Raw genomic sequence first — 24,823 nt, forward strand, 5'->3', positions numbered from 1 at the left:
GAAGTCACATCCTGTCCGGAGGAACGGGCAGCACCCAGATCTCCCGCCCGTGCACCGCATCTTGAGCGGTGAAGTAGATGAAGTCGCCCGCGCGGAGCAGGTCCTGCGGATAGGAGGATGCGGGCCCGGGGAGGATGTCCTGGAGCAACCGGGTGCCTCCTGGTTGCCCGTTGCTCACCCATAGCTCGTGGCCGTGGGCCGTGTCGTAGGCGTAGAGGACGACTCGGCCGTCATCCGTGGGAACGGGCGTGGGCACTCGCAGGTCCGGGGAGACGATGAGCGGTTGGTGCAGCAGCTTCGTGCCCTGCGTGGTGCCATCCGTCCTCCACAGCTGGACATCGAACGGGGCGGGACTCCCGACATCGTAGAAGAGCGTGAAGTAGAGCTTTCGATCGGTCGCCGTGAACGAGGACACGAAGATGAAGAACTCGCGCGGTGAGTTCGCGTACGGGTTGGGGATGGTCGCGACACGGTTCGAGCGCGGGTGGCAAGTCGGGTCTGGATCCAACTTGCGGAGGTCGGTCGCCGTGTAGCCAGGGGTGAACGTCGCGAAGTAGAGGCGCTTCTTGAAGACGGTGATGGGCTGCGCCTCCGAACCCTCGGGTCCAGGCCGGGTGTCCTCGACGAGCTCCGTGCCCCGGGCCGTGCCGTCACTGCGCCACAGTTCGCGTCCGTGCTCGCCGTCGTTGGCGGAGAAGTAGAGAATGCCCGCTGCGGCAGTCAGATTCCGCGGAAATGACGACCCCGTGCCCGGGAGGATGTCTTTCACCAGGCGGGTTCCCGCGGAGGTGCCGTCGCTGACCCACAACTCCGTGCCCGTCTCAGGCATGCCGAGACTCATGAAGAGGCGGTTGCCCACGCTCGCCACGTCCAGGGGACCGTTCACGGCCTCCTCTGGACCCAGGTTCTTCACGCGCACCGTGCCCGCGGAGGTGCCGTTGCTGCGCCAGAGCTCCACGTTGCCGGAGGCGATGATGGCCGGGCGGACCACCCGGAAGAAGAAGAGGGTGTCAGCCACCGCGATGAAGTTCTCCAGGATGGTGTAGCCGGAATCCGGGCGGAGGTTCTTGATCAGACGCGTGCCAGCGGTCGTGCCATCGCTCACCCACAGCTCGGCGCCGTGCTCCTCGCTGAAGCCCCCCGTGAAGAAGAGCTTCTTGTCCACCACCGTCAGCCGTCCGGGCGGGTCCACCAGGTGCTTCACCGGCACGGTGCTCGCGGTCGTTCCTTCGCTGCGCCACAGGGCGCCCTTGCCTGCCTCGAAGTCAAAAGCGGAGAAGAAGAGCCGACCCCGGAAGGACGTCAGGTCCGTGGGCGTGGGGCCGCCGAATGGGCCAGGCACCGGGTCCTCGGGCGGCGGGTAGATGTCCTTCAGGAGAGAAGCCGGGCCGAGCTCGGGATGCCTGTTTTCCCATTGAGCCGAGACCGTCTCGGGTGCGTCAGTGCCCGAGAGTGGTTCCTCCGTGAGGGATTCCCCGCATCCCATTGCCAACAAACAGACTCCCACCAACAAACGCCATGCACGCATGAATGTTCCCCCTCGATCTCGGGTGGCCGGCCCCTCGCCATCGGTATGCGTGGCGAAGCGCCACCGCCAGGGGGCGTCCTCGATTACGCGCGGCACCTGTTCACCAAAGCCAGACGGGGGCGAACGCCATCTCCGTGCGGGCTCAGGGTTTCGTCTGAATGCACTCGTTGGCGGGACGGAAGGGCAGGGCGTAGAGCTCGCGCCCGCTGGCTACATCCTCGGCGGTGAAGAACACGTCCCAGCCGGAGCGGATGAAGGCGCGTGGGTCTCGCGCTGTCCCCGCGTCGAGCTTCCGGGTGCTGGACACAGTGCCGTTGCTCACCCAGGGCTCCGCGCCCTGCCCCGTCGTCGCGCCGAAGAAGAGCCAGCCCTGGATGGCAGTCAGCTCGGTGGGAGAGGCGCCCTCCATCCCGGGCACCAGGTCCGCGAAGAGCTTCGTTCCTCCCGACGTGCCATCGCTCACCCACAGCTCGCGGCCGTGCCGGCCGTCATCCGCCGCGAAGTAGAGGTGGTCTCCGAGCACGGTCAGGGACGCCGGCGCCGAGCCCTCCGCTCCAGGCCGGAGGTCCTTCACCCGCCGCGTGCCGGACACCGTGCCGTTGCTGACCCACAGTTCCTCGCCCTCCGGCGCGTCCGAGCCCGCGCTGAAATAGAGCCGGCCCTGGAACGCCACCAGGTCGTGCGGGTACCGGCCCGGAAAGAAGCGCAGGCGGCGTGTGCCCTCCGCCATGCCGTCAGTGACGTAGAGCGTGGCCTCGCCTTCGTCGGGGTCCACCAGGAAGAAGAGCCTTTCGCCCACGGACTTCATGCGGAAGATGACAGTGTCCTCGAAGACCTTGAGGAGGGGCGTGAAGGCCGCGCCGCCTTCGCTGCGCACGAGCCAGTTCTCTTCGCCCACGCTGATGACGAAGTAGAGCGAGCCGTCGTGAATGGCGAAGCGGCGAGGGAAGGAACTGTCCTCGCCTGGGACGAGGTCCGCGACCTCATGGGTGCCGGCGTCCGTGCCATCGCTGGTCCACAGCTCGTTGCCGTGCGCGCCACCCGGCGCGGCGGCGGAGAAGTAGAGCCGGCCCTGGTACGCGACCAGCGTCTGCCCATCTCCCAGACTGGCGCCAATGGGAAGCACGCGCTTCACCAGGGACGTACCTTCGGACGTGCCGTCGCAGGTCCACAGGGCGCGACCATTCACGCCATCGTCCGCGATGAAGAAGAGCCGGTCTCCCACGCGTGTGAGGTCGGTGGGATTGGAGCCCTCCGGTCCCGGCGCGATGTCCCGGAGCAGCCGGGTTCCTTCGCCCTGCGTGCCGCTGCTCGTCCACAGCTCGGCGCCGTGTTGACCGTCATCCGCAGTGAAGAAGAGCAAGCCATCACCGTGAAGGCGTTCCTGGATGGCTGCGTCTTCGGGGCCGGGGTGGATGTCCGCGAGCCTGCGCACGCTGTTCCCGCAGGGCTCCCATGTTCGGTGGTCCGCGGGCCGCCGTGCGGACGCTTCATCGGATGATGGGAGTGTGTCGTCCACCGGTGGTGCCTCACAGGCAGCCAGAAGGGGCAGCAGTACCGGGAACGCACGCCAGGACTTCGTCATCAGCGGCTCCGTGAGGTCGAGACCATCTTGGAGCGTCAATCTGTGAATGGTGGGGGCTTGCCCCACCTGCCCACGGGCCCTGAACGCCGTTTGTAACGTGACGCTTCACACCGGTGTGACACCTGTCCGTTTCACTTCCCAAGAAAAAGTTGGAAACATTGAAAAACAGGACACACTCCTGGTACTCCGAGAGCACCTCCCCGCGGTACCGGAAAGGTGCACTGTATGCAGCGATGTATCGGATCAGCCCCACGGCGTTTCCTGTCCCTCTCCCTCATGTCCGTCATGGCGCTGAGCCAGGGGTGCCAACCCACGGATGAAGACTTGCTTGTCGAGGAGTCCGCGACGGGCGAAGTCGCACAGCCCGTTTCGGTTCCGGGCTTCGCGGAGATGCACCACCACATGTTCGCCGAGGAGGCGTTCAGCGGTGGTTGGTTCCACGGCAAGCACAACGGCTCCCTGGTGAGCTGTGACGGGGGCTTGCCGGAGAGCGACCACGCGCGCGTTCGCATGGACCTGAGCTCCATGCTCAACGTGTGCCCCAACGCGGGCGGAATCAATCTGAGCGGCGTGCCGGTGCTGTCGCAGATGTTCGGGGTGGGCGGCGCGGTGGCGTCGGAAATCATCGGCGAGGTCGAAGGGACGGAGGGCGACACCGGTCTCCACCTGGGCCGGATGAGCGTGCCCACGCAGTGGCCGCGCTGGGACACCATCGCGCATCAGCAGGCCTGGGAGGGCTGGCTGCAGCAGGCGCATCAGGGTGGCATGTCCCTGGTCACCATCTCCCTGGTGAGCAACGAGTTCCTCTGCAGGGCGTTGCCGTACCAGAACATCAAGCGTCCATGTGACGAGATGGTGGACGTGGACGTGCAGTTGCAGATGGCGCGTGACTTCGACGCTCGCACGCCGTGGGCGGAGATCGCGCTATCGCCGGCGCACGCGCGGCAGATCATCGCCTCCGGCAAGCTGGCCATGGTGCTCTCCATCGAGTCGAGCAAGCTGTTCGGCACCAAGAACTGGCAGTCCGAGCTCAACCGCGTCTACTCGCTGGGCGTGCGCTCCATCCAGCCGGTGCACCAGCTGGACAACCGTTTCGGCGGCGCGGCGCCCCACAACGCCATCTTCCAGGTCTCGCAGTTCCTGGAGAACTGCCACGTGGACACCGACTGCGCCCTCACGGGCAACGGCTTCACGCTGGGCTTCGACGTGGACGCGAACTGCAAGAACACCAAGGGCCTGACGACCGAGGGCCGGGCGCTGGTCGCCGAGATGATGAACAAGGGCATGCTCGTCGACGTGGCGCACATGTCCGAGCGCTCCGTGGACGACACGTTCGCCATCGCCCAGAGCCGCAACTACTACCCCATGTACATCTCCCACGGTCACTTCCGTGAGGTGATGCACCCGGGGCTCGCCGCCAACGAGAAGACGACGCCCGCGTCCATCATCCGCTACCTGCGCCAGACGGGCGGCATGTTCGGCCTGCGCACCGCGCACGACGAGACGCGCGACTACACCCGCACGCCGGTCGCCAACAACTGCCAGGGCTCCACGCGCTCGCTGGCGCAGGCCTACGAGTTCGGCCGCCTGGGCCTCAAGGTGAACATGGGCTTCGGCGCGGACCTCAACGGCTTCATCCAGCAGACCCGCCCGCGGTTCGGCCCCCACGGCGCCTGCTCGGCCGGCTTCGCCGCGGAGGCGGCGTTCCAGGCCCAGCAACAGCTCACCGCTGGCCCGCCGCCGCTGGGCACGGACTTCGACAACTACGGCCTGGCCCACGTAGGCCTGCTGCCGGACGTGGTGCGTGACCTGAAGCAGCTCGGCGTCAACACCACGGGCCTGGAGGGTTCGTCCGAGACGTTCATCCGCATGTGGGAGCGGGCCACCGGTACGCGCACCGGCATGGCGGACAGCGCGGCGAACATCGACACCAGCGGTGTGGCGGCCTACGTGCCGAAGGAGACCCGCGCGGCCCAGTATCCGACCAGCTCCACCTGCTCCAACGACAGCCACTGCGCCAGCACCCAGTACTGCGGCTGGGGGCTCAACGCCGGCAAGTGTCAGAACAAGAAGGCGAAGGGCGCCATCTGCGGCAGCGCCCGGGAGTGTCTGTCCAACAACTGCCGCTGGACCCTGACCTGCGGCTGAGGTCGTTTCCTGGCAGGTGAGTGGGGCGTATCCGCCGACACGCCAGTCGTCCCCGCGGCTGGCCGCTCGCTGAGCGGCGGCCACCGCGGGGCTCCTTCATTCGTTGCCCGACTGGGGGCTTCATGGTATCGAAAATGATAGTCAATATCGATACCTGGAGCATTCGTGACGACGACGACTGAGCGTGTCTATCGGCGGGGACCGTTCCCCGTGAAGTTCCGCCTCTTGGAGGTGAAGCGGGTGACGCGGGTGTCGCCGCAGATGGTCCGCATCACCCTGGCGGGCGAGGACCTGGAGGGCTTCTACAGCCCTGGCGCGGACGACCATGTGAAGCTGCTGTTCCCGGAGGAGGGCAAGCGCATGCCTGTCATCCCCACGGTGACGCCCACGGGGTTGGTGCTGAAGGAAGGCGAGCGCAAGCCGGACGCGCGTGACTACACGCCGCGCCGGTACGACGCCGCGGCGGGCGAGCTGGACATCGACTTCGTGGTGCACGGCACGGGGCCCGCGACGACGTGGGCCAGCAAGGCGCAGGTCGGTGACCTGCTGGCCGTCGGTGGACCGCGCGGCTCCACGTTCGTGGCGCAGGACTTCAGCTGGTACCTGCTCGCGGGCGATCCGTCGGCGCTGCCCGCCATTGGCCGCATCCTGGAGGAGCTGCCGGAGGGGACGCGCGCCATCGTGTTCTGCGAAGTCCCGGATGCGTCCGAGGAGCAGCAGTTCACCACCCGCGCCAACGCGACAGTGACGTGGCTTCACCGCAACGGCGTGGAGGCGGGGCACTCGGACGTGCTGCAGCAGGCCATCCGCAGGCTGGAGTTCCCCGCGGGGGACTACTTCGCCTGGGTGGCGGGTGAGGCGCACACCGTGCGCCCCATCAAGGACCACCTCATCAACGAGCGTGGCGCCAACAAGAGCTGGGTCCGGGTGACGGGCTATTGGAAGCGCGGCACCTCGGACCACCACGACGCGAAGGGCTAGGCCGCCGCCGGCTTCGCGAGGGAGCGGAGCACTTCGCCCGTCATCTCGATGGCGTAGTCAATCTGCTCCTCCGTGTGCGCCGTGCTGAGGAAGGTGACGTCGCGGCGCAGCAGGATGCCCCGGCGGGCCATGCCCGCCTGGAAGGGCTGCATCTGCTTCGCGTGCTCCGCCGGGTCCTTGGCGAACAGGAAGAAGGGAATCGCGTCGTAGCCAATCACGCGCAGCGACGAACCCGCGGCCTCCGCCTGGGCGTTGACGCCCTCGCGCAGCTTGCGGCCCAGACGGGCCAGGTGCTGGATGTAGGCGCCATCCCGGTAGCCCTTCAGCACCGCCTCGCACACGTACAGCGACAGCAGCTCACCGCCGAAGGTGGTGGACACCTGGAGCTCGCTCAGGCGGCTCAGGTACTTCTCTGGCCCGGCGATGGCCGACAGCGGCATGCCCCCGGCGATGCTCTTGGACAGGGTGACGAAGTCCGCGCGGACGTCGAAGAACTCCTGGGCGCCGCCCACGGCGAGCCGGAAGCCGGTGACGACCTCGTCCAGGGCGAACAGGACGTTGTTCGCGGTGCACGTGGCGCGCACCTGCCGCAGGAAGGCCGGGGTGAGGGGCCGGTTGTAGGGCACCGACAGCAGCACCAGGGCGAGCTCGCTGGCGTTCTTCTCGATGGTGGCCAGCAGGGCCGGCTCGTCCGGGGGCGTGAAGAGTGGCATCCGGATGGTCAGCGCCGCCAGCGCGGCCGGGACGCCCGGCGTGTCGAACATGAAGTGGTCGTGCCAGCCGTTGTAGCCGACGGTGATGATCTTCTGCTTGCCGGTGATGTGGCGCGCCAGGCGCACGGCGGCGGACGTGGCATCCGCGCCCGTCTTGAAGAAGCGCGCCATCTCCGCGCCGGGGATGAGGTCCACCAGCGTCTGGGCGGCGGAGACCTCCACGGGCGTGGGCAGCGAGTGGAGGACACCTTCCTCCAGGTGCTCCCGGATGGCGTTCACCACGGCCGGGTCATTGTGGCCCAGCATGTTGGCACCCAGGCCGCCGATGAAGTCGATGTACTCCTGGCCGTCCACGTCCTCCACCAGCGCTCCCTTGCCCTTGGCCAGGAACACGGGGAAGGCGCCGAGCGCGAACATCTCCGGGCGCTTCATCATGGACTGCGTGACGCCGGGGACCAGCCGCCGCGCTTCGGCGAGGAGCTGGTTGGAACGGTCGAGCTTCAGCTCGCCCTGGATGGGACGAGGCAGGGAAGGGTGCTTCTTGACGGGAGTGTCCATGGACGTTTCCTTCTGTGTGTCGAGACGGAGACTGCGATTCATCGAGGCGTGGGCGCCGCGTTGAGCGGGACGGCGCTACGGCCAAAGGTCCAGAGGATGAAGAGCGAGACGGTGGTGACGCCCACGGCGAGCCATCCGGCCAGCCCGAAGCCCACCAGCTCACCGCCAGGCGTGGTGGCCAGCATCAGGCCGCTGGCCCACGCCGCGAGCCCGGAGGCGCCGTCACTGGCGGCCATGTTCATGGCCATGTATCGCCCGCGCAGCGGTGGCGGCACCTTCGCGGAGATCAACGCGATGGTGGGGATGGGCCGCGTGGACGTCAGGGACATGAAGAGGACGAAGGCGACCATCACCACCGGCAGCGGAGAGGCGGGAAGGTGTGTGAAGCCCAGGTGCGGCACCATGGTGCCCACCAGCAGCAGCCCGAGCACCCGGGCGGGGCCGAACCGGTCCACCCAGCGGCCCACCTGACGCGCCGCGAGCAGCGTGGCGGCGCCGCCAGCCAGGTACACCCAGGGCAGGTCGGTCTGCTTCAGCCCGAGGTTCCCGACCATGAACGCGCTCAGGTACGGAATCAGCAAGAAGCTGGAGAAGGCGACGCTGAACGTCAGCAGCCAGCCCAGCGCGAAGCCCGGCGTGAAGAGCGCCGTGACGGCAGGCGCCTGACGCTCCGAACCCGTGGCGACGTGCGCATCCAGCCGCGGAAGCACGGCGAACAGCCCGAACCACAGGAGCGCCCCAAGGATGCCAATGGCCCAGAAGGGCGCGCGCCAGCCGAGCAGGTTGGCCATGCCCAGGCTCAGCGGAACACCCGCCACCGCGGACAGCCCGAGCGATGACATCACCGTGCCAATGGCCCGGCCCCGGCGCTCACCGGGGATGGTGTCCGCGATGATGGACATGATGACCGCGCCCATGAGGCCCGCGCATCCTCCAGCGATGCTCCGGGCCACCAGCAGCCACGCGTGGCTCTGCGCCGCGCCGCAGGCCAGCGTGGCCGTGATGAACCCCCCCAGGATGACCAGCAACGTGCTTCTGCGGCCAAACCTGTCGACCCACGCGAGCCCCAGCACGCCCATGGCGGCGGAAGCCAACGTGTAGGAGGACACCAACGTTCCGAACTGCGCGGCTGACAGACTGAACAGCCGCATGAACTCCGGACCCAACGGCAGGACGATCATGAAGTCCAGCAGGTGGGTGAACTGCACGCCCGCCAGCAGCAGGATGAGCAGACGCTCCTGTCGCGGTGAGAACGAGGCGGTCACGAAAGGCTCCTGCGATTCAAGCCGCACGGGCTTCGTGCGTGCGAAGGGACGGCATGGATTCGGCGACCAGGAAGGCCAACTGAAGGGCCTGGTCCGCGTTGAGCCGCGGATCGCAGTGGGTGTGGTAGCGGCTGGAGAGGTCGTCTTCCGTCACGGGCTGGGGACCGCCCAGGCATTCGGTGACGTTCTGCCCGGTCATCTCCAGGTGCAGACCACCCGGGTGGACGCCCTCCGCTGCGGCCGCGTCCATGAAGCCACACACCTCCGTGAGGATGCGGTCGAAGGAGCGCGTCTTGTAGCCATTGCCGGCCTTGTGGGTGTTGCCATGCATCGGGTCGATGGACCAGATGACGGGACGCCCGTCCCGGCGGGTGGCGGCCATGAGCCGGGGCAGCCGCTCCGCGACCAGGTCCGCGCCGAAGCGTCCGATGAGGGTGATACGGCCCGGGATGCCCTGGGGATTGAGGAGGTCCATCAGCCGGAGCACTTCGTCGGGCTCCATGGTGGGGCCACACTTGATGCCAATGGGGTTCTGGATGCCGCGCATGAACTCCACGTGGCCACCGTCGAGCTGGCGGGTGCGCTCGCCAATCCACAGCATGTGCGCGGACGCGTCGTACCAGCCGCTGCCGTCGGGCTCGGCGCGCGTCATGGCCTCCTCCACGTTGAGGAGCAGGGCTTCGTGGCTGGTGAAGAAGTCGATGGCATTGGAGCTGCTGCGAGGCTCCGGGCCGACACCCAGCGCCCGCATGAACGACAGGGATTCGAGGATGCGGTCCGCCAGCAAGCGGTTGATGCCGCCTTGGGGCCAGCGCTGGGGCTCGGCGAGCTCCTCGTAGCCGCGCTGGGCGAAGGCGCGCAGCAGGTTCAGCGTGGCGGAGGACTGGTGATAGGCCTTGAGCAGCCGGCGCGGGTCTGGCGTTCGCGCTTGGGCGTCGAACTCCATGCCGTTGATGATGTCCCCGCGGTAGCTGGGCAGGGTGACGCCGTCCAGCGTCTCCATGGGGCTGGAGCGCGGCTTGGCGAACTGCCCGGCGATGCGGCCCACCTTCACCACCGGACGGTTGCCGGCGAAGGTCAGCACCATGGCCATCTGCAGCAGCAGCCGGTAGGTGTCCCGGATGTTGTCGGTGGTGAACTCCTTGAAGCTCTCCGCGCAGTCGCCGCCTTGCAGCAGGATGGCTTTGCCTTCGGCGACCATGGCGAGCCGGGAGGTGAGTCGGCGCGTCTCATCCGCGAAGACGAGTGGAGGCAGGCGGGACAGCTCGGCCTCGGTCTGGGCCAGGGCCTGCGCGTCCGGATAGTCCTCCGGCATGTACTTGACGGGCTTGTGCCGCCAGGAGTCTGGCGTCCAGGTGGGGTTCGTCACGGGAGTGCCGTTTCGGTTGGCAGGCGGGTTGCGGGCACGGGCGGCAGCAGGCCCCGCGCAATGCAGTAATCGAGGTATCGGTACAGCAGCGCACGGTCCGTGGGCGGGCAGGTGATGCCCGTTCCCTCGAGCGCTTGATGGACCCGCTCACAACGGATGGGGCCCAGGCCAAACGCGGGCACGTCCGTGCCCGAGCGCAGGTCGAAAAAGGCGAGCGTGGATTGGTTCTCCCCGGTGCCAGCGCGCTCGGCCACGCGGTGGCGCCACTCACCCACGGGGCAGTGCTCCACGGGGTAGCCATAGTCACGGACCCACGCGAACAGCTCACGGAGCTTCACCTCGGGCGTGGGACACAGGTTGAACACCGTGGGTGGGCGGGCGTCGCGTGCCATGCGGACAATGGCTCCCGCCACGTAGTCCACGGGCGTCCACACCTCGGCGACGTCGAGCTGGGGCAGCGCGCCCACGGGGATGCCGGCCAGCAGGATGCGCCACACCAGGTCCTGCGGGTTGACGATGGCGCTGTCGGGCGCACCCACCACGCGGCCCAGCCGGTAAACGGCCACGGGAAGGCCGCGCGCTCCGGCCTGTTCGACGAGCCGCTCGGCAATCCACTTGCTCTGCTGGTAGCCGTCGCGCAGGCCCGGGTGCGCGGGCACGAAGGCCTCCGGGACGTCGGGGCTGAGGTCCGTCTGCGGCGCCACGGCCAGAGTGGAGACGTAGTGGAAGGGCTTGGCGCGGACCGCGGCGGCCAGGCGCAGCAGCTCGCGGGTACCCCGCACATTCACGGCCTGGAGGCTGCCGTATTCGCGCACCACGCTGACCACGGCGGCGTTGTGGATGACGGCGTCACACTCCGAGGCCAGCCCGTGGAAGCGCGCCTGACTCAGGCCCAGCCAGGGCTGGGTGAGGTCCGAGGGCAGCGCCACCACGCGCTCCGTCAGGTGTTCGGGGGAGAGCTGCTGGGACGCCAGCGCGGCCTGGATGCGCTCCAGGGCGTGAGCCTCGTCGCGAGCGCGGACCAGACACACCACGCGCGCGTCCGTCTGGCGCAGGAGTTGGTGGAGCAGGTGCGCCCCGACGAAGCCGGTGGCGCCGGTGAGGACGACTTGACGCATCCGTGGAGATTCGGCGGCCTGCACCGTGAGCTTGGGGACGACGTCCTCAGACAGCACGGCGTCGGCGAGCATGCTCTCGGTGAGGCCCCCGGCGTCAGAGGCGCCGTCGGTGCCTTGCTCCAGTGCCTGGGCCAGTCCGGCCGCCGTCGGGTAGCGGAAGACGGTGGCGACGGGAATCTCGCGGCCCAGCTCGATGCTGAGCCGGTTGGCGACCTGGATGCTCTGGAGCGACTGGCCGCCCAGGTCGAAGAAGTCATCCTGCGCGGACGTCGTCGTCACGCCCAGGACCTCTTCCCAGACCTTCATCACCACGCGCTCCAGGGCCGTGGTGCCCGCCGTCGTGGTCGCGACCTCCTCGGTGGGCAGCAGGCGGCGCAGCTCGGCGCGGTCCAGCTTGCCGGTGCTGGTGCGTGGCAGCCGCTCCGCGAACACGAACGTGCCGGGCACCATGGGGGCAGGCAGGCTGTCCAGCAGGTGCTGCCGCAGCTCCGCCACGGTGGGCGCGGGCTGCGTGGTGACGACGTGCGCGCACAGCCGGCGCGAGCCGCTGGGGAGCACCTGTCCGACGACGGCCGCCTCGCGCACGCCCGAGTGGCCGAGCAGCGCCGTTTCGACCTCGGACGGGTCGATGCGGTGGCCGCTGATCTTGAACTCGTCGTCGACGCGGCCCACGAAGACAATCTGGCCGTCCTCGCGCAGCCGGGCCTTGTCACCCGTGCGGTAGGCGCGGGGGCTTCCCGGCAGGGCGTCGAGCGTGATGAAGCGCGTGGCCGTCAGCGCCTCGCGGCCCAGGTAGCCCCGGGCGAGCGCGCCGCCCAGCAGGTGGAGCTCGCCTTCCTCACCCGTGGGGACGATACGGCCCTGCGCGTCGGCAATCACCGCGCGCACGCCCGGCAGGGGGCGGCCAATGGGCACGTCGTCCCCGGTGGGCGTCTCGTCGAGGCCACCGCTGAGCGTGGCGACGGTGGCCACCACGGTGGCCTCGGTGGGGCCGTAGGTGTTGAGCAGCCGGACCTGGGGACCTGCGGAGGCCCGCCAGCGGGCGACGCGCTCGGGCAGCGCGGCCTCACCGCCGATGATGACGGTGCGCAGCGAGGGCGGCAGCCGGGCCGCGCCCGTGGACACGCTGTAAGCCAGTTCGTGCCAGAAGGCCGTGGGCAGGTCCAGCAGGGTGATGCCATGGGTGGCGCAGGCTTCGAGCAGCCGGGGCACCGACTGGAGCATCTCGTCCGTGCGCAGCACCAGCGTGGCGCCGGCGCACAGGGAGACGAAGATCTCCTCCACGCTGGCATCGAAGTGCAGTGGCGCGAACTGCAGCACCCGGTCTTCGGACGCCACCTCGTAGCGGAACGTCGCGCCCGCAACGAAGTGGGCCAGGGCGTCGTGGTCAATCTGCACGCCGTTGGGCTGGCCGGTGGAGCCGGAGGTGTAGATGACGTACGCCAGCGGCGCACCCGGCTGGGTCGCCGTGGCCGGCTGCTCCGGGCCGGGGCGCCTGTGCACCGCGAGCTGCCCGGGTGCCTGCGGAGGCATGCCGGCCGTGAGGTCCTTCACGGCGCTGCTCACTGTCAGGCGTGGCGCGGCGTCATCCAGGATGGCCTTCGTCCGGGACTCTGGACCAAAGGGGTCCACGGGGAGGTATCCCGCGCCGGAGAAGAGGACACCCAGCGTGGCCACGATGGCGTCGATGCTCCGCGGCAGGGAGACGGCCACCAGCGTGTCGGGCCGCGCGCCGTCAGCCCGCAGCTGCTCCGCGAGCGCCTGGGCGGACTGGAGCAGGGCCGCGTAGGTGAGGCGGTGCTCGCCATGTTCCACCGCGATGGCATCCGGCCGCGCACGCGCCTGCTCCTTGAAGAGCTCCAGCACGGGCCGTTGCGGAATCGGCAGGGGACCGCCATCCGCGATGGAGGGCCGCGCGGGGGCAGGCGCCACCCGCACGGCCTGCTCGGGCGCGGCCAACAGTGACTCCAGCAGTTGGAGGAAGCCTTGCTGGTGGGCGTCCAGGACGTCGGGGCTGTAGCAGGCGGGGTTCGCGTCGAAGTCCACGCGCAGTCCGCTGCCGTCGGAGCGGGCGTACATGCCGATGGACAGGTCCTCGACGGGGCCCGCGGAGAGGTTGTGGGCGAAGGCCGGCATCCCCGCGAAGCGCAGGGCGTAGTCGAACGGCATGATGTTGACCACGGGGCCGAAGAGCCGCCGCTGGCCGCCCACGCGCTTCAAGTCGCGGCGAAGCTGCTCGTAGCGGTAGCGCAGGTGCGGCCGCATGGCGCGCAGCTCCGCCGCTACGTCGCGGGCCATGGCGAACAAGCCCGCGTCGGGCCGCACCGGGACGCGCAGCGGCACGATGTTCATGGCCATGCACGGCACGCGGATTGCGGCTGAGCCCAGGCGCGTCATCACCGGCAGACCCAGCACGACTTCGGGCGCACCCGTGTGCTGGTGCAGCCAGGCCGCCGTCGCCGCGAGCACCAGGTCCGGCCACGTGAGCCCGGCCTGCTTCGCGGCGGCCTGCATCCACTCCAGGTCCGCGGGCGACAGGTGCCGCGTCTGGCGCACGAACCGCGGCGACATTTGCGCGGGCTCCGCGAGCGTCACTGGCGTAGGCCCATGGGTGAAGCGCTCCACCCAGAAGGCGCGGTCCGCGGCGTGCTGCGCGCCCCCCTGGTAGGCGGCGTCCTCATCGAGGACGGCACGGAGGGAGCCGAACCCGTTCGTTGCGGGCTTGCCCGTCACCCGGGCCGTGTAGAGGTCCGCCACGCGGCGGGCCACCAGCGAGAAGCCGAAGCCGTCCAAGGCGATGTGGTGGGCCCGCTGGAACCAGAAGTAACGGTCCGGCGCCGCCTTGAACAGCGCTTCCGCGAACAGCGGGCCCTGACCCAGGTCCACCGTGCGCGTCAGGTCCTCGTGCATCCAGGCCTGTGCCTCGGTCCAAGGGGCGGGCGTGTGGCTGACGTCGGCGACGTGTAACTGCCACGACGCGCGGGGCTGCGCGAACTGCACGGGGCCGGAGGCACCGGGGACGAAGCGCGCGTGGAGCGCCTCCGCCTCGTCGATGGCCTGACGCAAGGCGGACTCGAAGTGCTCCACGACGAGCGGCCCGCGGATCTCGATGCACTCGCCCGCGTTGTAGACGGCGCTCGTGAGGTCGAACTGCTGGCCGACCCAGATTCCATGCTGGGCCGCGGACAGCGGCCAACCTGCTTCGTGTGTTTCGCCCATCGCCAGGGCCTCCCGTGTGTTCATGCGTCAGGGGCGCGAGGTGACTCGCGCACCGCGGAGCTACGCGGCGTTCCGGGAAGCGGGCGTGTTGCCCAGGGAGAGCAGCGTGAACCAGTCGGCGAGCGTCGGCCGTTCGGCCAGCTCCACGAAGGTTGTCTCCGCGCCAGCGGCCCGCCATTTCTCCACCAGCGTCATCAGCCGGATGGAGTCCATTCCGCGATCGAGCAGGTTGTCGTCGTCCCCCAGCGCCTCCGGCGACTCCTGGAGCAGCTCCGCCACTTCCGCGCGCACCTGCTCGCGGGTGAGCGTGCTGGCCGTGGCGACGGGGCCCAGCGCTTCGAGCACCTGCTGCGTGGTGGTGGTGACGGCGCACAGTTGGGCCGCGTAGCTCAGCGCGAGCTGGTGGTGCGCCAGGGAGAAGTCACCCAGCGCGTCGGCAATCAGGAAGGGCCGCACGTCGCTCATGAAGGCGTCGCTGGCCGTCTGCAGGCAGCCGATGTGCGCGTAGATTCCGGAGATGAGGATCTGATCGCGGCCCAGCTTCTTCATCTGCTCCATCAGGTCCGTCTTGCGGAACGCGCTGTAGCGCCACTTGGTGAGCTGGATTTCGCCTTCGGCGGGCGTCAGCGCGTCGATGATGCGCTTCTGGTCCGGTCCGCCGTTGATGCCGCCGCCCCAGAAGTCCAGCAACAGGCCGCGCTGCTCGGGCGTCTGGCCACCCGGCTGGGCCGAGTACACGACGGGGATGCCCAGCGCCGTGCAGTGCTGGCGCAGCCTTTGGATGTTGGCGACCAGCTCCGTCACGGGCGACTGGCCCTGCGCGAAGGCCTCCACGAAGTAGCGCTGCATGTCGTGGATGAGCAGCACGGTGCGGCTGGGGTCCGGCGTCCAGGTGACCTTGTTCTTCGGCAGGTCGGCGGCGCCGGGCATGGGATAGGGAGCGATGGCGGGGAGCGCCATGGGGTGGGTCCTTTCAGCGCGTCGCGCGCGAAACCGGAGTGGGGGAGGGAGCGCTGGCGAGCACGTCGCGCAGCGCCTTCTTGCTGACCTTGCCGACGCCCGTCTTGGGGAACGCCTCGACGAACTCGACCCGGTCGGGAATCTTGAAGGCGGCCAGGCCCCGCTGGCGCAGGAAGGCCGTGAGGACGTTGGGCGCGGGCGGCGTGCCTCGCGCGATGACGAAGGCGCAGGTGCGCTCGCCCAGGAACGCGTCCGGAACGGCGACCACCGCGGCGTCGTGCACGTCGGGGTGGGCCAGCAGGTGGTTCTCCACCTCCTCGGCCGCGACCTTGTCTCCGCCCCGGTTGATCTGATCCTTGGCGCGGCCCTCCACCACCAGGTAGCCCTGGGGCGTCACGCGGACCACGTCACCGGTGTGATAGAAGCCGTCGTTAGTGAAGGCCTTCGCGTTGTGGGCCTCCGCCTTGTAGTAGCCGCGGATGGTGTACGGCCCGCGCGTCAACAACTGGCCCGTTTCGCCCGGCGCCACGTCTTCGCCGTCCTCGTCCACCACCCGGATTTCGTCGTCCGGGGAGATGGGCCGGCCCTGGGTGCTGACGATGACCTCCTCGGGGTCATCCAGGCGCGTGTAGTTGACCAGGCCCTCGGCCATGCCGAACACCTGCTGCAACGTGCAGCCCAACGTGGGCTTCACGCGCTGGGCCGCCTCGGTGCTGAGGCGCGCGCCACCGACCTGGAGCACCCGCAGACTGGCGAGCTGGTGCCGGCGCGTCTTGGCCGCGTCCATCCAGACCATGGCCAGCGGCGGCACCACCGCGGTGATGGTGACGCGCTCGCGCTCGATGAGCGGGAACACTGTGTCCGGGCTGGGGTTGGGCGCCAGCACCGCCGTGCCGCCCGCGTAGAAGGTGCCCAGCACGCCCGGCGAGCTGAGCGGAAAGTTGTGCGCCGCGGGCAGCGCGCACAGGTACACGCTCGTCTCGTCGAGCTGGCAGATGTCTACGCTGCCGCGCAGGCTGTAGATGTAGTCGTCGTGCGTGCGCGGGATGAGCTTGGGCACGCCCGTGCTTCCGCCGGAGAGCTGGAAGAAGGCCACGTCGCTGGGCGCGGGCCCCGGCGGCAGCGCCGTGGGCGCGGCGTACAGGCTGCTCAGCGCCGTGAAGGGGCCCGCGTCACCGGCGACGATGACGTGCTTCAGCGTGGGGCAGGTGGTGCGCACCTGCTCGGCCAGCGTTCGGTAGTCGAAGCCGGCCTGCTTGTCCGCGATGACGTAGGCCGCCGCCTCCGTGAAGGCGCAGAAGTAGCCAATCTCCGACGAGCGGTGCGCGGGCAGCGCGAACACCGGCAGCGCGCCCAGGCGGAAGAGGGCGAAGATGACCTCGAAGAACTCGGCCACGTTGGGCAGCTGCACCACCACGCGGTCCCGGGCCTGGATGCCCAGGGCATGGAAGCCGGCGGCCAGCTGGCTGACGCGGGCGTCCAGGTCGGCGTAGGTGAGGCGGCGCTCACCGGCCACCAGCGCGGTCCGCTCGCCGTGACGCTGGGCGCGCTCGTGGAGGAGCTGGCCGAACGTCTCGCCGCGCCAGTAGCCGGCCTCGCGGTAGCGGGCGGCGTACGCCTCCGGCCAGGTGGGGCAGCCGGGGAGGACGGAGGACGTCATGACTGCACCCCGGCACCCTGGCCCAGGCCCATGGCGTGGAGCATGGTGCGGAACTTGGCCTCGGTCTCCGCCAGCTCGGACTCGGGCGTGGAGCCCACCACGATGCCCGCACCCGCGAAGAGGCGCAGGGTGCGCTCACTGGCCTCCGCGCAGCGGATGGTCACCGCCCACTGGCCGTCACCCGTGGCGTCGCACCACCCCACCGTGCCGGTGTAGTAGCCGCGCTCGAAGGGCTCGATGGAGCCAATCGCTTCGTGGGCCAGCCGCGTGGGGTAGCCACACACCGCGGGCGTCGGGTGCATGGCCGCCGCCAGCGTCAGCGAGGAGATGGAAGGGTCGGCCAGCTCACCGGTGATGCGGCTGGACAGGTGCCACATGGTGGCGGTGTTCACGAGCGACGGACCGGCGGGCACATGCAGCGTCTTGCAATACGGCCGCAGCGCCTCCGCGACGGCGTCGATGACCACCGCGTGCTCGTGCAGGTCCTTGGGCGACTTCAGCAGCGCGGCGGCGCGCTCCTGGTCCTCCAGCGGATCCGCGCTGCGGGCCGCGGAGCCGGCCAGGGGATTGGCGACCACTTGGAACCCAGAGCGGGACACGAGCAGCTCGGGGCTGGCGCCAATGAGCGTGCGCAGTTCCGCGCCGCTGGTCCCATCCTGCTGGGGGAGGTCGGCGGCGAAGGTGTAGCCCGATGGGTTGCGCTGCGCGAGGTTGCGCAGCAGTTGCCGCAGGTCGATGGGGGCGGCGGCGTTGAGGTGCAGCGAACGTGACAGCACCACCTTCTGGAGCGGCCCGCTCTGCATCAGCTTCAGCGCCTGCGCGACGCCGTCCAGGTACGCGGCGGGCTCCGGCACCGGCTGGACCGTGTAGCTGGTGCTGAGCGGCCGCTGCACCGGAACGTCCTTGTCGAACACCAGCGGCCCCGCGCGCTGGAGCGTCAGCGGCACCACGAGCTGCGCGGGCACCGAGCCGTCGAAGGGCACCGCGCCCACCGCCACGGGGATGTCGTGGTCGGCCTGACGCGCGTCATTCAGCACCGCCGTCACGCGCTCGGGGAGCCGCGCCAGGGCATCCGCGCCGCCCTGGTGCGGCACGGTGGCGAAGGTGCCGCGCGCCAGCAACGTGCGGCGCGGCGTGGAGAAGAAGAACGAAGAGCCAGCCTCGTAGCTCTCGAGCAACTGCGCGGCGAGTGTCTGCGGTCCCATGGGGTGTTCCTGTTCCTTCGGCTCAGCGGGCGTCGTGCACAGGGCGCCACAGGGCGGCGCCTCGGCGGCAGGTTATGAGTTGGATCCTAGTAATCATTCTCAACTTCTTGGCGGGCGTGGGCCTGCGCGAGGGCGGGGTCAGGCGTCGAGCGTCGCGCCCCCGTCGACGCGGAGGTCGTGCAGGGTGATGTGGCGTGCCGAGTCCGAGACGAGGAACCGCACCGCGTTGGCGATGTCCTCGGGGGTGGCGATGCGTTGCAGCGGGATGCCCAGGCGATAGGCCTCGGGCGAGCCGGCAATCACCGCCTGTGCGCCGGAGTCATCCGCCCAGAGCGCGCGCTGCATGGCGGTGTCCGTGGAACCGGGGGACACGACGTTGCATCGGATGCCGTGCGGGGCCAGCTCCAGGCCCAGGCACTTGGTGAACATGCTGGAGGCTGCCTTGGAGGCGGCGTACGCGGCCATCTGCGTGCGGGGCACGGCGGCGGCGTTGGAGCCCACGGTGACGATGACGCCGCCGCGCCGGGGCACCATGCGCCGGGCCACGGCGCGGGACACCTGGAACACGCCCAGGGTGTTGACGGAGAAGGTGAACGCCCAGTCCTCGTCGCTGAAGGACAGGATGGGGCCCGTGCGCAGGACGCCCGCCACGTTGGCCAGCACTTCGATGGGGCCCAGCTCCCGCTCGATGCGCTCCACCAGAGCGTCGACCGCGGCGACATTGCTCACACTGGCCGGGTAGGCCACCGCGTGCTGATTCTTCTGCCGAAGCTCGGCCACGAGGGAGCCCAGGCCGTCCGCGTTGGTGTCGACCGCGGCGATGAGGGCATCACCCGCCAGCGCACGCGCCACCGCCGCGCCAATACCTTGTGCGGCACCTGTGACGAGTGCCACCCGGGTGGGCGTTCCCATGTCCCTGTTCCTCCTTCTGGATGCCTGCGCCCGCTTGTTGGGCTTGCAATCGGATAATGAGAATGATTTTCATTATCGAGTAGGCACAGATATGTGCCACGCAGCGCCAGGGGTGTCAAGAAGGGAAGTAAGGGATTGCCGGTAACGCATATTGCAATGGCCACCCGGTCGGGCTGTCACGCATCGGGTTCCATCGCGGAGCCATGCTTCTTTTGGCCGCGTTGGAAGAGGTCCGGGCTCTTGTCCGATGATGGGATTTCGCGTGCCACAGGCGAACGCGAATCACGCCCCAGCCGGGTGTGCCAAGGGCCGTGTCAGGCGCGACGTTTGATGGCGTTGGAGTTGCAGCGGAGTCTGGCCTTCATGTCCCAGCTTCTTCAGGACGTTCGATTGTCCCTGCGTCGCATGCGGCGCGAGGCCGCCTTCACGCTGGTCATCATCACCACGCTCGCGCTGGCCATTGGCGCCACCACCGCCGTCTTCAGCGCGGTGTACCAGGTGCTGCTGCGGCCGTTGCCGTACCGGGCGCCGGAGCAACTGGTGACGCTGTACCAGTCGACGCCCCAGCGCGAGCGGCTGGGCGTGTCGCTGCAGTCACTCCAGGCATGGCGCGAGCGTGCGTTCGCGTTCCAGGGATTGGAGGGGCTGTCGATCCGCGACATTACCTTGGCGGGTGACGGTGAGTCGGAGCGGGTGCGCGCGGGGCGGGCAACAGCGGGTTTGTTCTCGCTCCTGGGCGTGCGGCCCTTGCTAGGGCAGGACTTCCACGCGGACATGAACGCCAATGGCCTGCTCCTGTCGCATGCGCTGTGGCAGCGGCGCTTCGGTGGCCGCCCGGACGTGGTGGGACAGGCGCTGATGGTGGATGACCAGCTCCACACGGTGGTGGGGGTGTTGCCCGCGGGCTTCCGCTTCGCACCGGACGTGGAGGCGTGGAAGCCGTTGGTCTTGTCCGCGGAGGAGTCGGCCGGAGGGGTGTGGCTGCGCGTGGTGGGGCGGCTGCGCGAAGGCGTGTCCGCGGAGCAGGCACGTACGGAGCTGACGGCCCTGGGTGCCGCGCTGGTGCGCGAGCCGGGCTTCACGGAGGAGCCCGCTGGGGTGCGGCTGGTGCCGTTGCACACACAGGTGGTGGAGGGCTCCCAGGAGCGGCTGTGGCTCCTGGCCGGCGTAGTGGCGTTGGTGCTGCTGGTGGCCTGCGCCAACGTGGCCAACCTGTTGCTGGCCCGGGCTTCCGCGCGGGAGCGCGAGGTGTCGGTGCGCGCCGCCCTGGGCGCGGGCCGAGGGCGGCTGGTGCGGCAGTTCCTGGTGGAGAGCGGGATGCTGGCGCTCGTGGGGGGCGCCGCCGGACTGGTCCTGGCGATGTGGGGCATGGATCTGCTGCGCGCGCTCATGCCACCTCAGTTCGTGGACGCCGAGGCCCTTCGCCTGCAGCCGAATGTCCTGGGCATCGCGCTGGTTCTCTCGGTGGTGACCAGCCTGCTCTTCGGCCTGGTCCCCGCGCTGCGGGTGTCGCGCGCGGATGCGCGGGGCGCGCTGGGCGGGCTGCGAGGCGGCGCGGGGGCCACGCGGGGCGAAGGCGGGCGCGTGGTGCTGGTGGTCGCGCAGGTGGCTCTGGCTCTGATTCCGCTGGTGGGCGCGGGCCTGATGCTTCGCACCCTCCATGCCTTGAGCGCCGTGCCGCTGGGCTTCAATCCCCAGGGCGTCACGGTGGTGGACCTCTCCCTGCCTTCGGCGAGGTACCGGGATGAGGCCGTCCAACGGGCCCTCTTCTCCAGCGTGCTGGAGCGGGTGCGCGCGCTTCCGGGCGTGACGTCCGCGGGCATGGCCAGCACCGTGCCCCTGTGGGGACGCAATGGCCTGGCTCCGGTGCTGCTGCCGGGCGAGCCGGCATCACAGGCGGACTCCCGGGAGTTGGTCCACTTCCGCACCACCAGCGACGGCTACTTCAACACCCTGGGCATCCCGCTGAAGGAAGGGCGCGCCATCGAAGCCTGGGATGGGGCGGGCACCGCGCCGGTGGTCGTGGTGAACGAGACGTTCGCCCGGCGCTACTTCCCCGGTCGGAGCGCGGTGGGGCAGCGCGTGCAACTGGTGCTCGACGGTGAGTCCTTCCGCGAAATCGTGGGCGTGGTGGGGGACGTCCAGCACAACAGCCTGGATGCGCCCCCGGCCAGCGAGGCCTTCGTCCCCATGGGACAGCTCTGGGGACTGCACATGCTGCTCACCGTGCGTGCCTCGCAGGACGCCGCCGCGCTGGCCCCGGTACTGCGCGAGCAGCTTCGCGCCGTGGCCCCCGAGCTCCCGAGAGCCCCGGTGCGCTCCCTGGAATCGGTCGTGGACGCCAGCCTGGGCCACACGGAGGTGCTGGGTTCGCTGCTGGTGGCCCTGGCGGTGCTGGGGCTGGTGCTCGCGGGCGTGGGGCTCTACGGCGTGTTGTCCTATTCGGTCAGTCAGCGGACGCGCGAGCTGGGCATCCGCATGGCATTGGGCGCGACCGGGCAACATCTGGTGTGGCGCGTGGTGGGGCAGGGGCTTCGGATGGCCGTGGCCGGCGTCGTCCTGGGCATTGGCGGCGCCGCCGTGCTCGCGCGCAGCCTGTCCAGTGTTCTGTATGGCGTGAGCGCGTTCGACGTCGTCACCTTCGCGGCCGTGCCCGCGCTGCTCGCCGCGGTGGCGTTGCTGGCCAGCTGGCTGCCCGCGCGCCGCGTCACCCGCGTGCCTCCGCACGAGGCGCTGCGTTCGGACGACTGAGCCGGGTGCTTTGCTCAGGTGATGGCCTCGCGAGGCACGGGGACCATTGCCTGGCGTATCCCTACGACGAAGGTGTCTCCAAGGTGCCGGTGGATGTCTATGGAAGGCTTGGCGAAGGGCCGGTGGTCATCGATGCGGGCTGGGGATTCCTGCTCCCCGCCAACCGGACCTATCCTTGGTTCAAGTAGCGCCGTGATGCGAAATGACGACGGCCGGGCCTCCCTGAAGGAGCCCGGCCGCCGTGGCGGACTCCTCGGGCGCCCGGGCGCCCGACTCCACCCCACGGGCCCGCCTGCCTCAGTCGTACTTGAGCGCGATGATGGGGTCCACGCGCGAGGCACGCAGCGCGGGCACCCAGGTGGCCACCAGTCCCACGCCCAGCAGCACCAGCGGCGCGGCGACGAAGGACAGCGGGTCCAGGGCGCTGACGCCGTGGACGAAGCCGGACACCACCCGCGTCAGCGCCAGCGCACCCGCGCACCCCAGCACCACCCCGCCCGCTACCGAGCCCAGGCCCTGTCGGAGCACCAGCCTCACCACATCGCCCCGCGTGGCGCCGAGCGCCAGTCGCACGCCCATCTCCCGCGTCCGCTGGCTCACCAGATAGGACAACACGCCGTAGATGCCCACTGCGGCCAGCGCGAGCGCCAGCGCCGCCATCATCCCCAGCAACATCATGTTGAAGCGCTCGGAGCCGAGCGAGCGCGCGACGTGGTCCTCCAGCTTCAGCGTCTCCATCACCGGTTGCTGCGCGTCCACCGCCCACACCTCGCGCTGGACGGCCGTTACGACGTCCGCGTGGCCGCCCCTGGCGCGCACCAGCAGGTTCTGCGGAATCATCCTCACGACCATTGACGCGACGCCCTGCGACATCTGTCCCGGCGCCAGGTACAGCACCGGGGGAGGCTCGTCATTCAGGCCGTCCTCGCGCACGTCCCGCACCACGCCCACCACGACGCGGGGCACCACGTCCCGGAGGGATGGCACCGAATGCGCCACCCGGATGCGCTGGCCGAGGGGGGCCTCGCCCGGCCAGAACCTGCGCGCCGCCGTCTCGTTGATGACCACCACCGGCTCAGAGCCCGCGACGTCGTTCTCCGCCAGCAGCCGCCCGCGGACGAGGCCGATGCGCATCGCACCAAAGTAGTCCGGCGTCACCGGGCGGTACTGCCCCCAGCCCGCGCCGGGGCCGTTGTCATCCCCCGTGTACTTGCCCTCGATGGAGAACGACATGCTGGGGCCCCTGTCCATGGGCAGCGACGTGGCGAACCCGACCGCCTCCACGCCAGGCAGCGCCCGCACGCGCTCCTCCACCTGCGTCTCGAAGCGCTCCAGTGCCTGCAACGTGCCGTAGCGTCCCTCCGGGAGCGACAGCCGCAGCACGTGGACGCCGTGCGGGTCGAAGCCCGGCTGCACGCTCTGGAGCGTGGAGAACCCGCGGATGAGCAGCGCCGCGCCCACCAGCAACATCACCGCCAACGCCACCTGACCCACCACCAGGAACGCGCGCGTGCGCCCGCCCCCCGGGCCCAGGGTCGCCCGCTGGCCGCCCTCGCGGAGCGCCATCTGGAGGTCCGTGCGCGACGCTTGCCACGCGGGCAACAGCCCGAACAACAGGCCCGTGAGGAGCGACGCGGCCAGCGTGAAGCCCAACACCGTGCCATCGATGCCCACCTGCGCGCCCGCGAGCCCTCCGTCCCCGGGCAGCAGAACCGAGGTGTCCGGCGCCAGCGACAACAACCCTGGCAACACCGCCACCGCCAACAGCACCCCGAGCCCTCCGCCGGCCACGGAGAGCAAGAGGCTCTCCGTGAGCATCTGCCGCGCGAGCCGCCCCGGCGCCGCGCCCAACGCCGCGCGCACCACCAGTTCTCGGTTGCGCGCCGCCGCTCTTGCGAGCTGGAGGTTTGCCAGGTTGACACATGCGATGAGCAACACCAGGGTCACCGCGCCCATCAGCACCCAGAGCGCCAACCGCGTGTCGCCCGCGAGGAACGCCCGCAGGTCCACCGGGGCGAACTCCTGGCCCTCATCAAGCAGGCCCGGGTTCTCCGCGCGCACGCGGCCCCCCAATGTCTCCAGCGCCGCCGCCGCGCCGTCGGTCGAGACGCCCGGGCGCAGCCTGCCGGTGACGAAGAGGTAGTGGGAGTTGGTCCGGTCCGTGAGGTCGAGCTGGAGCGGCGTCCACAGGTGCACGCCCGTGGGGTACGCGAACGACGCGGGCGCCACGCCCACCACCGTATAGGACTCGTCGTTGAGGACGATGGAGCGGCCCACCACGTCCGGCGCGCCGCTGAAGCGCCGCCGCCACAGGCTCTCGCTGAGGACGACCACGCGAGGTCCGCCCACCACGTCCTCCTCCGGCAGGAAGCCGCGTCCCAGCCTCGGCCTCACGCCGAAGGTCTCGAAGAAGCCCTCCGTTACGCGCATGCCCGGCAATCGCTCCGGCATGCCGTCGCCCACGGCGCTGAAGCCCGAAGGCAGCACCTCGTAGGCCGCGACGCGCGAGAAGGGCGACCCCTCCGCGGACATCCACACGTATCCAGCGATGGACTGCGACGCCGACCGCCCGTGGTCCTTGGTGACTCGCACCACCTGCATCAGCCGGTCTGGCTCCGGGTACGGCAGCGGCCGCAGCAGCACCCCGTTCACCACGCTGAAGATGGCCGTGTTCGCCCCGATGGCCAGGGCCAGCGTCAGGAGACAGACCAGCGTGAACCCACGACTCTTCAGCAAGAGCCGGAGCGAGAAGCGGACATCCTCGATAAGGGGGGACACGGGGGACCTCGGGGGGCGTGTGTTCGCCCTACGGCGCACGATGAGGACCATTGCACCTTCTGCGTCCGGGTAC

General features: G+C 69.8%; 14 protein-coding genes. 3 read left to right on the plus strand and 11 right to left on the minus strand.

What is annotated here, in order from left to right:
• Window positions 1-4: 4 nt before the first annotated feature.
• Together BHS09_RS18240 and BHS09_RS18245 are read right to left on the minus strand one after the other, a co-directional pair.
• Window positions 5-1,342, minus strand: coding sequence for an ELWxxDGT repeat protein (locus BHS09_RS18240; RefSeq protein ID WP_237080416.1), 1,338 nt, complete (start codon window positions 1,340-1,342; stop codon window positions 5-7).
• 328 nt (window positions 1,343-1,670) lie between these two features.
• Window positions 1,671-2,963, minus strand: a complete 1,293-nt coding sequence (locus BHS09_RS18245) for an ELWxxDGT repeat protein (protein WP_140798448.1) — start codon at window positions 2,961-2,963, stop codon at window positions 1,671-1,673.
• Window positions 2,964-3,338: 375 nt separating this feature from the next.
• On the opposite strand from BHS09_RS18245, the gene BHS09_RS18250 reads away from it, so the two are divergent.
• Entirely contained in the window at window positions 3,339-5,261 is a 1,923-nt protein-coding gene (locus BHS09_RS18250; protein ID WP_140791674.1) for a membrane dipeptidase, read from the plus strand.
• 165 nt (window positions 5,262-5,426) lie between these two features.
• A complete protein-coding gene (locus BHS09_RS18255) occupies window positions 5,427-6,242 on the plus strand; it encodes a siderophore-interacting protein (protein ID WP_140798449.1) in 816 nt (271 codons plus the stop codon).
• Here BHS09_RS18255 and mxcL read toward each other — a convergent pair.
• From mxcL to BHS09_RS18295, 8 genes are all read right to left on the minus strand, one after another.
• Window positions 6,239-7,513, minus strand: a complete 1,275-nt coding sequence (gene mxcL / locus BHS09_RS18260) for a myxochelin B biosynthesis transaminase MxcL (protein ID WP_140798450.1) — start codon at window positions 7,511-7,513, stop codon at window positions 6,239-6,241. The two genes, BHS09_RS18255 and mxcL, sit on opposite strands and share 4 nt — an antisense overlap.
• A gap of 38 nt (window positions 7,514-7,551) precedes the next feature.
• Window positions 7,552-8,778, minus strand: a complete 1,227-nt coding sequence (gene mxcK / locus BHS09_RS18265; RefSeq protein WP_161604893.1) for a myxochelin export MFS transporter MxcK — start codon at window positions 8,776-8,778, stop codon at window positions 7,552-7,554.
• Window positions 8,779-8,794: 16 nt separating this feature from the next.
• Window positions 8,795-10,147 carry a class II 3-deoxy-7-phosphoheptulonate synthase gene (locus BHS09_RS18270; RefSeq protein ID WP_140798452.1) on the minus strand — a complete coding sequence of 451 codons (1,353 nt, stop codon included), beginning with the start codon at window positions 10,145-10,147 and terminating at the stop codon, window positions 8,795-8,797.
• Window positions 10,144-14,484 carry a myxochelin non-ribosomal peptide synthetase MxcG gene (gene mxcG, locus BHS09_RS18275; protein ID WP_140798453.1) on the minus strand — a complete coding sequence of 1,447 codons (4,341 nt, stop codon included), beginning with the start codon at window positions 14,482-14,484 and terminating at the stop codon, window positions 10,144-10,146. The genes BHS09_RS18270 and mxcG overlap by 4 nt, the downstream gene beginning before the upstream one ends.
• 60 nt (window positions 14,485-14,544) lie before the next feature.
• Complete coding sequence (locus BHS09_RS18280; protein ID WP_140798454.1) at window positions 14,545-15,444, minus strand: isochorismatase family protein; 900 nt, start codon at window positions 15,442-15,444, stop codon at window positions 14,545-14,547.
• 13 nt (window positions 15,445-15,457) lie between these two features.
• A complete protein-coding gene (locus BHS09_RS18285; protein ID WP_140798455.1) occupies window positions 15,458-17,104 on the minus strand; it encodes a (2,3-dihydroxybenzoyl)adenylate synthase in 1,647 nt (548 codons plus the stop codon).
• Window positions 17,101-18,309 (minus strand): isochorismate synthase DhbC, encoded by a 1,209-nt coding sequence (dhbC, locus tag BHS09_RS18290; RefSeq protein WP_140791690.1) that lies wholly within the window; start codon window positions 18,307-18,309, stop codon window positions 17,101-17,103. Before dhbC ends, BHS09_RS18285 begins: the two co-directional genes overlap by 4 nt.
• Before the next feature lie 138 nt (window positions 18,310-18,447).
• Window positions 18,448-19,221 carry a 2,3-dihydro-2,3-dihydroxybenzoate dehydrogenase gene (locus tag BHS09_RS18295; RefSeq protein WP_140798456.1) on the minus strand — a complete coding sequence of 258 codons (774 nt, stop codon included), beginning with the start codon at window positions 19,219-19,221 and terminating at the stop codon, window positions 18,448-18,450.
• Between the two features lie 363 nt (window positions 19,222-19,584).
• Here BHS09_RS18295 and BHS09_RS18300 point away from each other — a divergent pair, with 363 nt between their 5' ends.
• The gene (locus tag BHS09_RS18300; protein ID WP_237080417.1) at window positions 19,585-21,972 is read left to right on the plus strand and encodes an ABC transporter permease; all 2,388 of its coding nucleotides are present in this window, start codon (window positions 19,585-19,587) and stop codon (window positions 21,970-21,972) included.
• A gap of 297 nt (window positions 21,973-22,269) precedes the next feature.
• Here the strand turns inward: BHS09_RS18300 and BHS09_RS18310 are convergent, their stop codons facing one another.
• Window positions 22,270-24,750 carry an ABC transporter permease gene (locus BHS09_RS18310; RefSeq protein ID WP_140798459.1) on the minus strand — a complete coding sequence of 827 codons (2,481 nt, stop codon included), beginning with the start codon at window positions 24,748-24,750 and terminating at the stop codon, window positions 22,270-22,272.
• Window positions 24,751-24,823 lie beyond the last annotated feature (73 nt).

The organism is Myxococcus xanthus (assembly GCF_006402735.1).
Classification (GTDB): Bacteria; Myxococcota; Myxococcia; order Myxococcales; family Myxococcaceae; genus Myxococcus; species Myxococcus xanthus_A.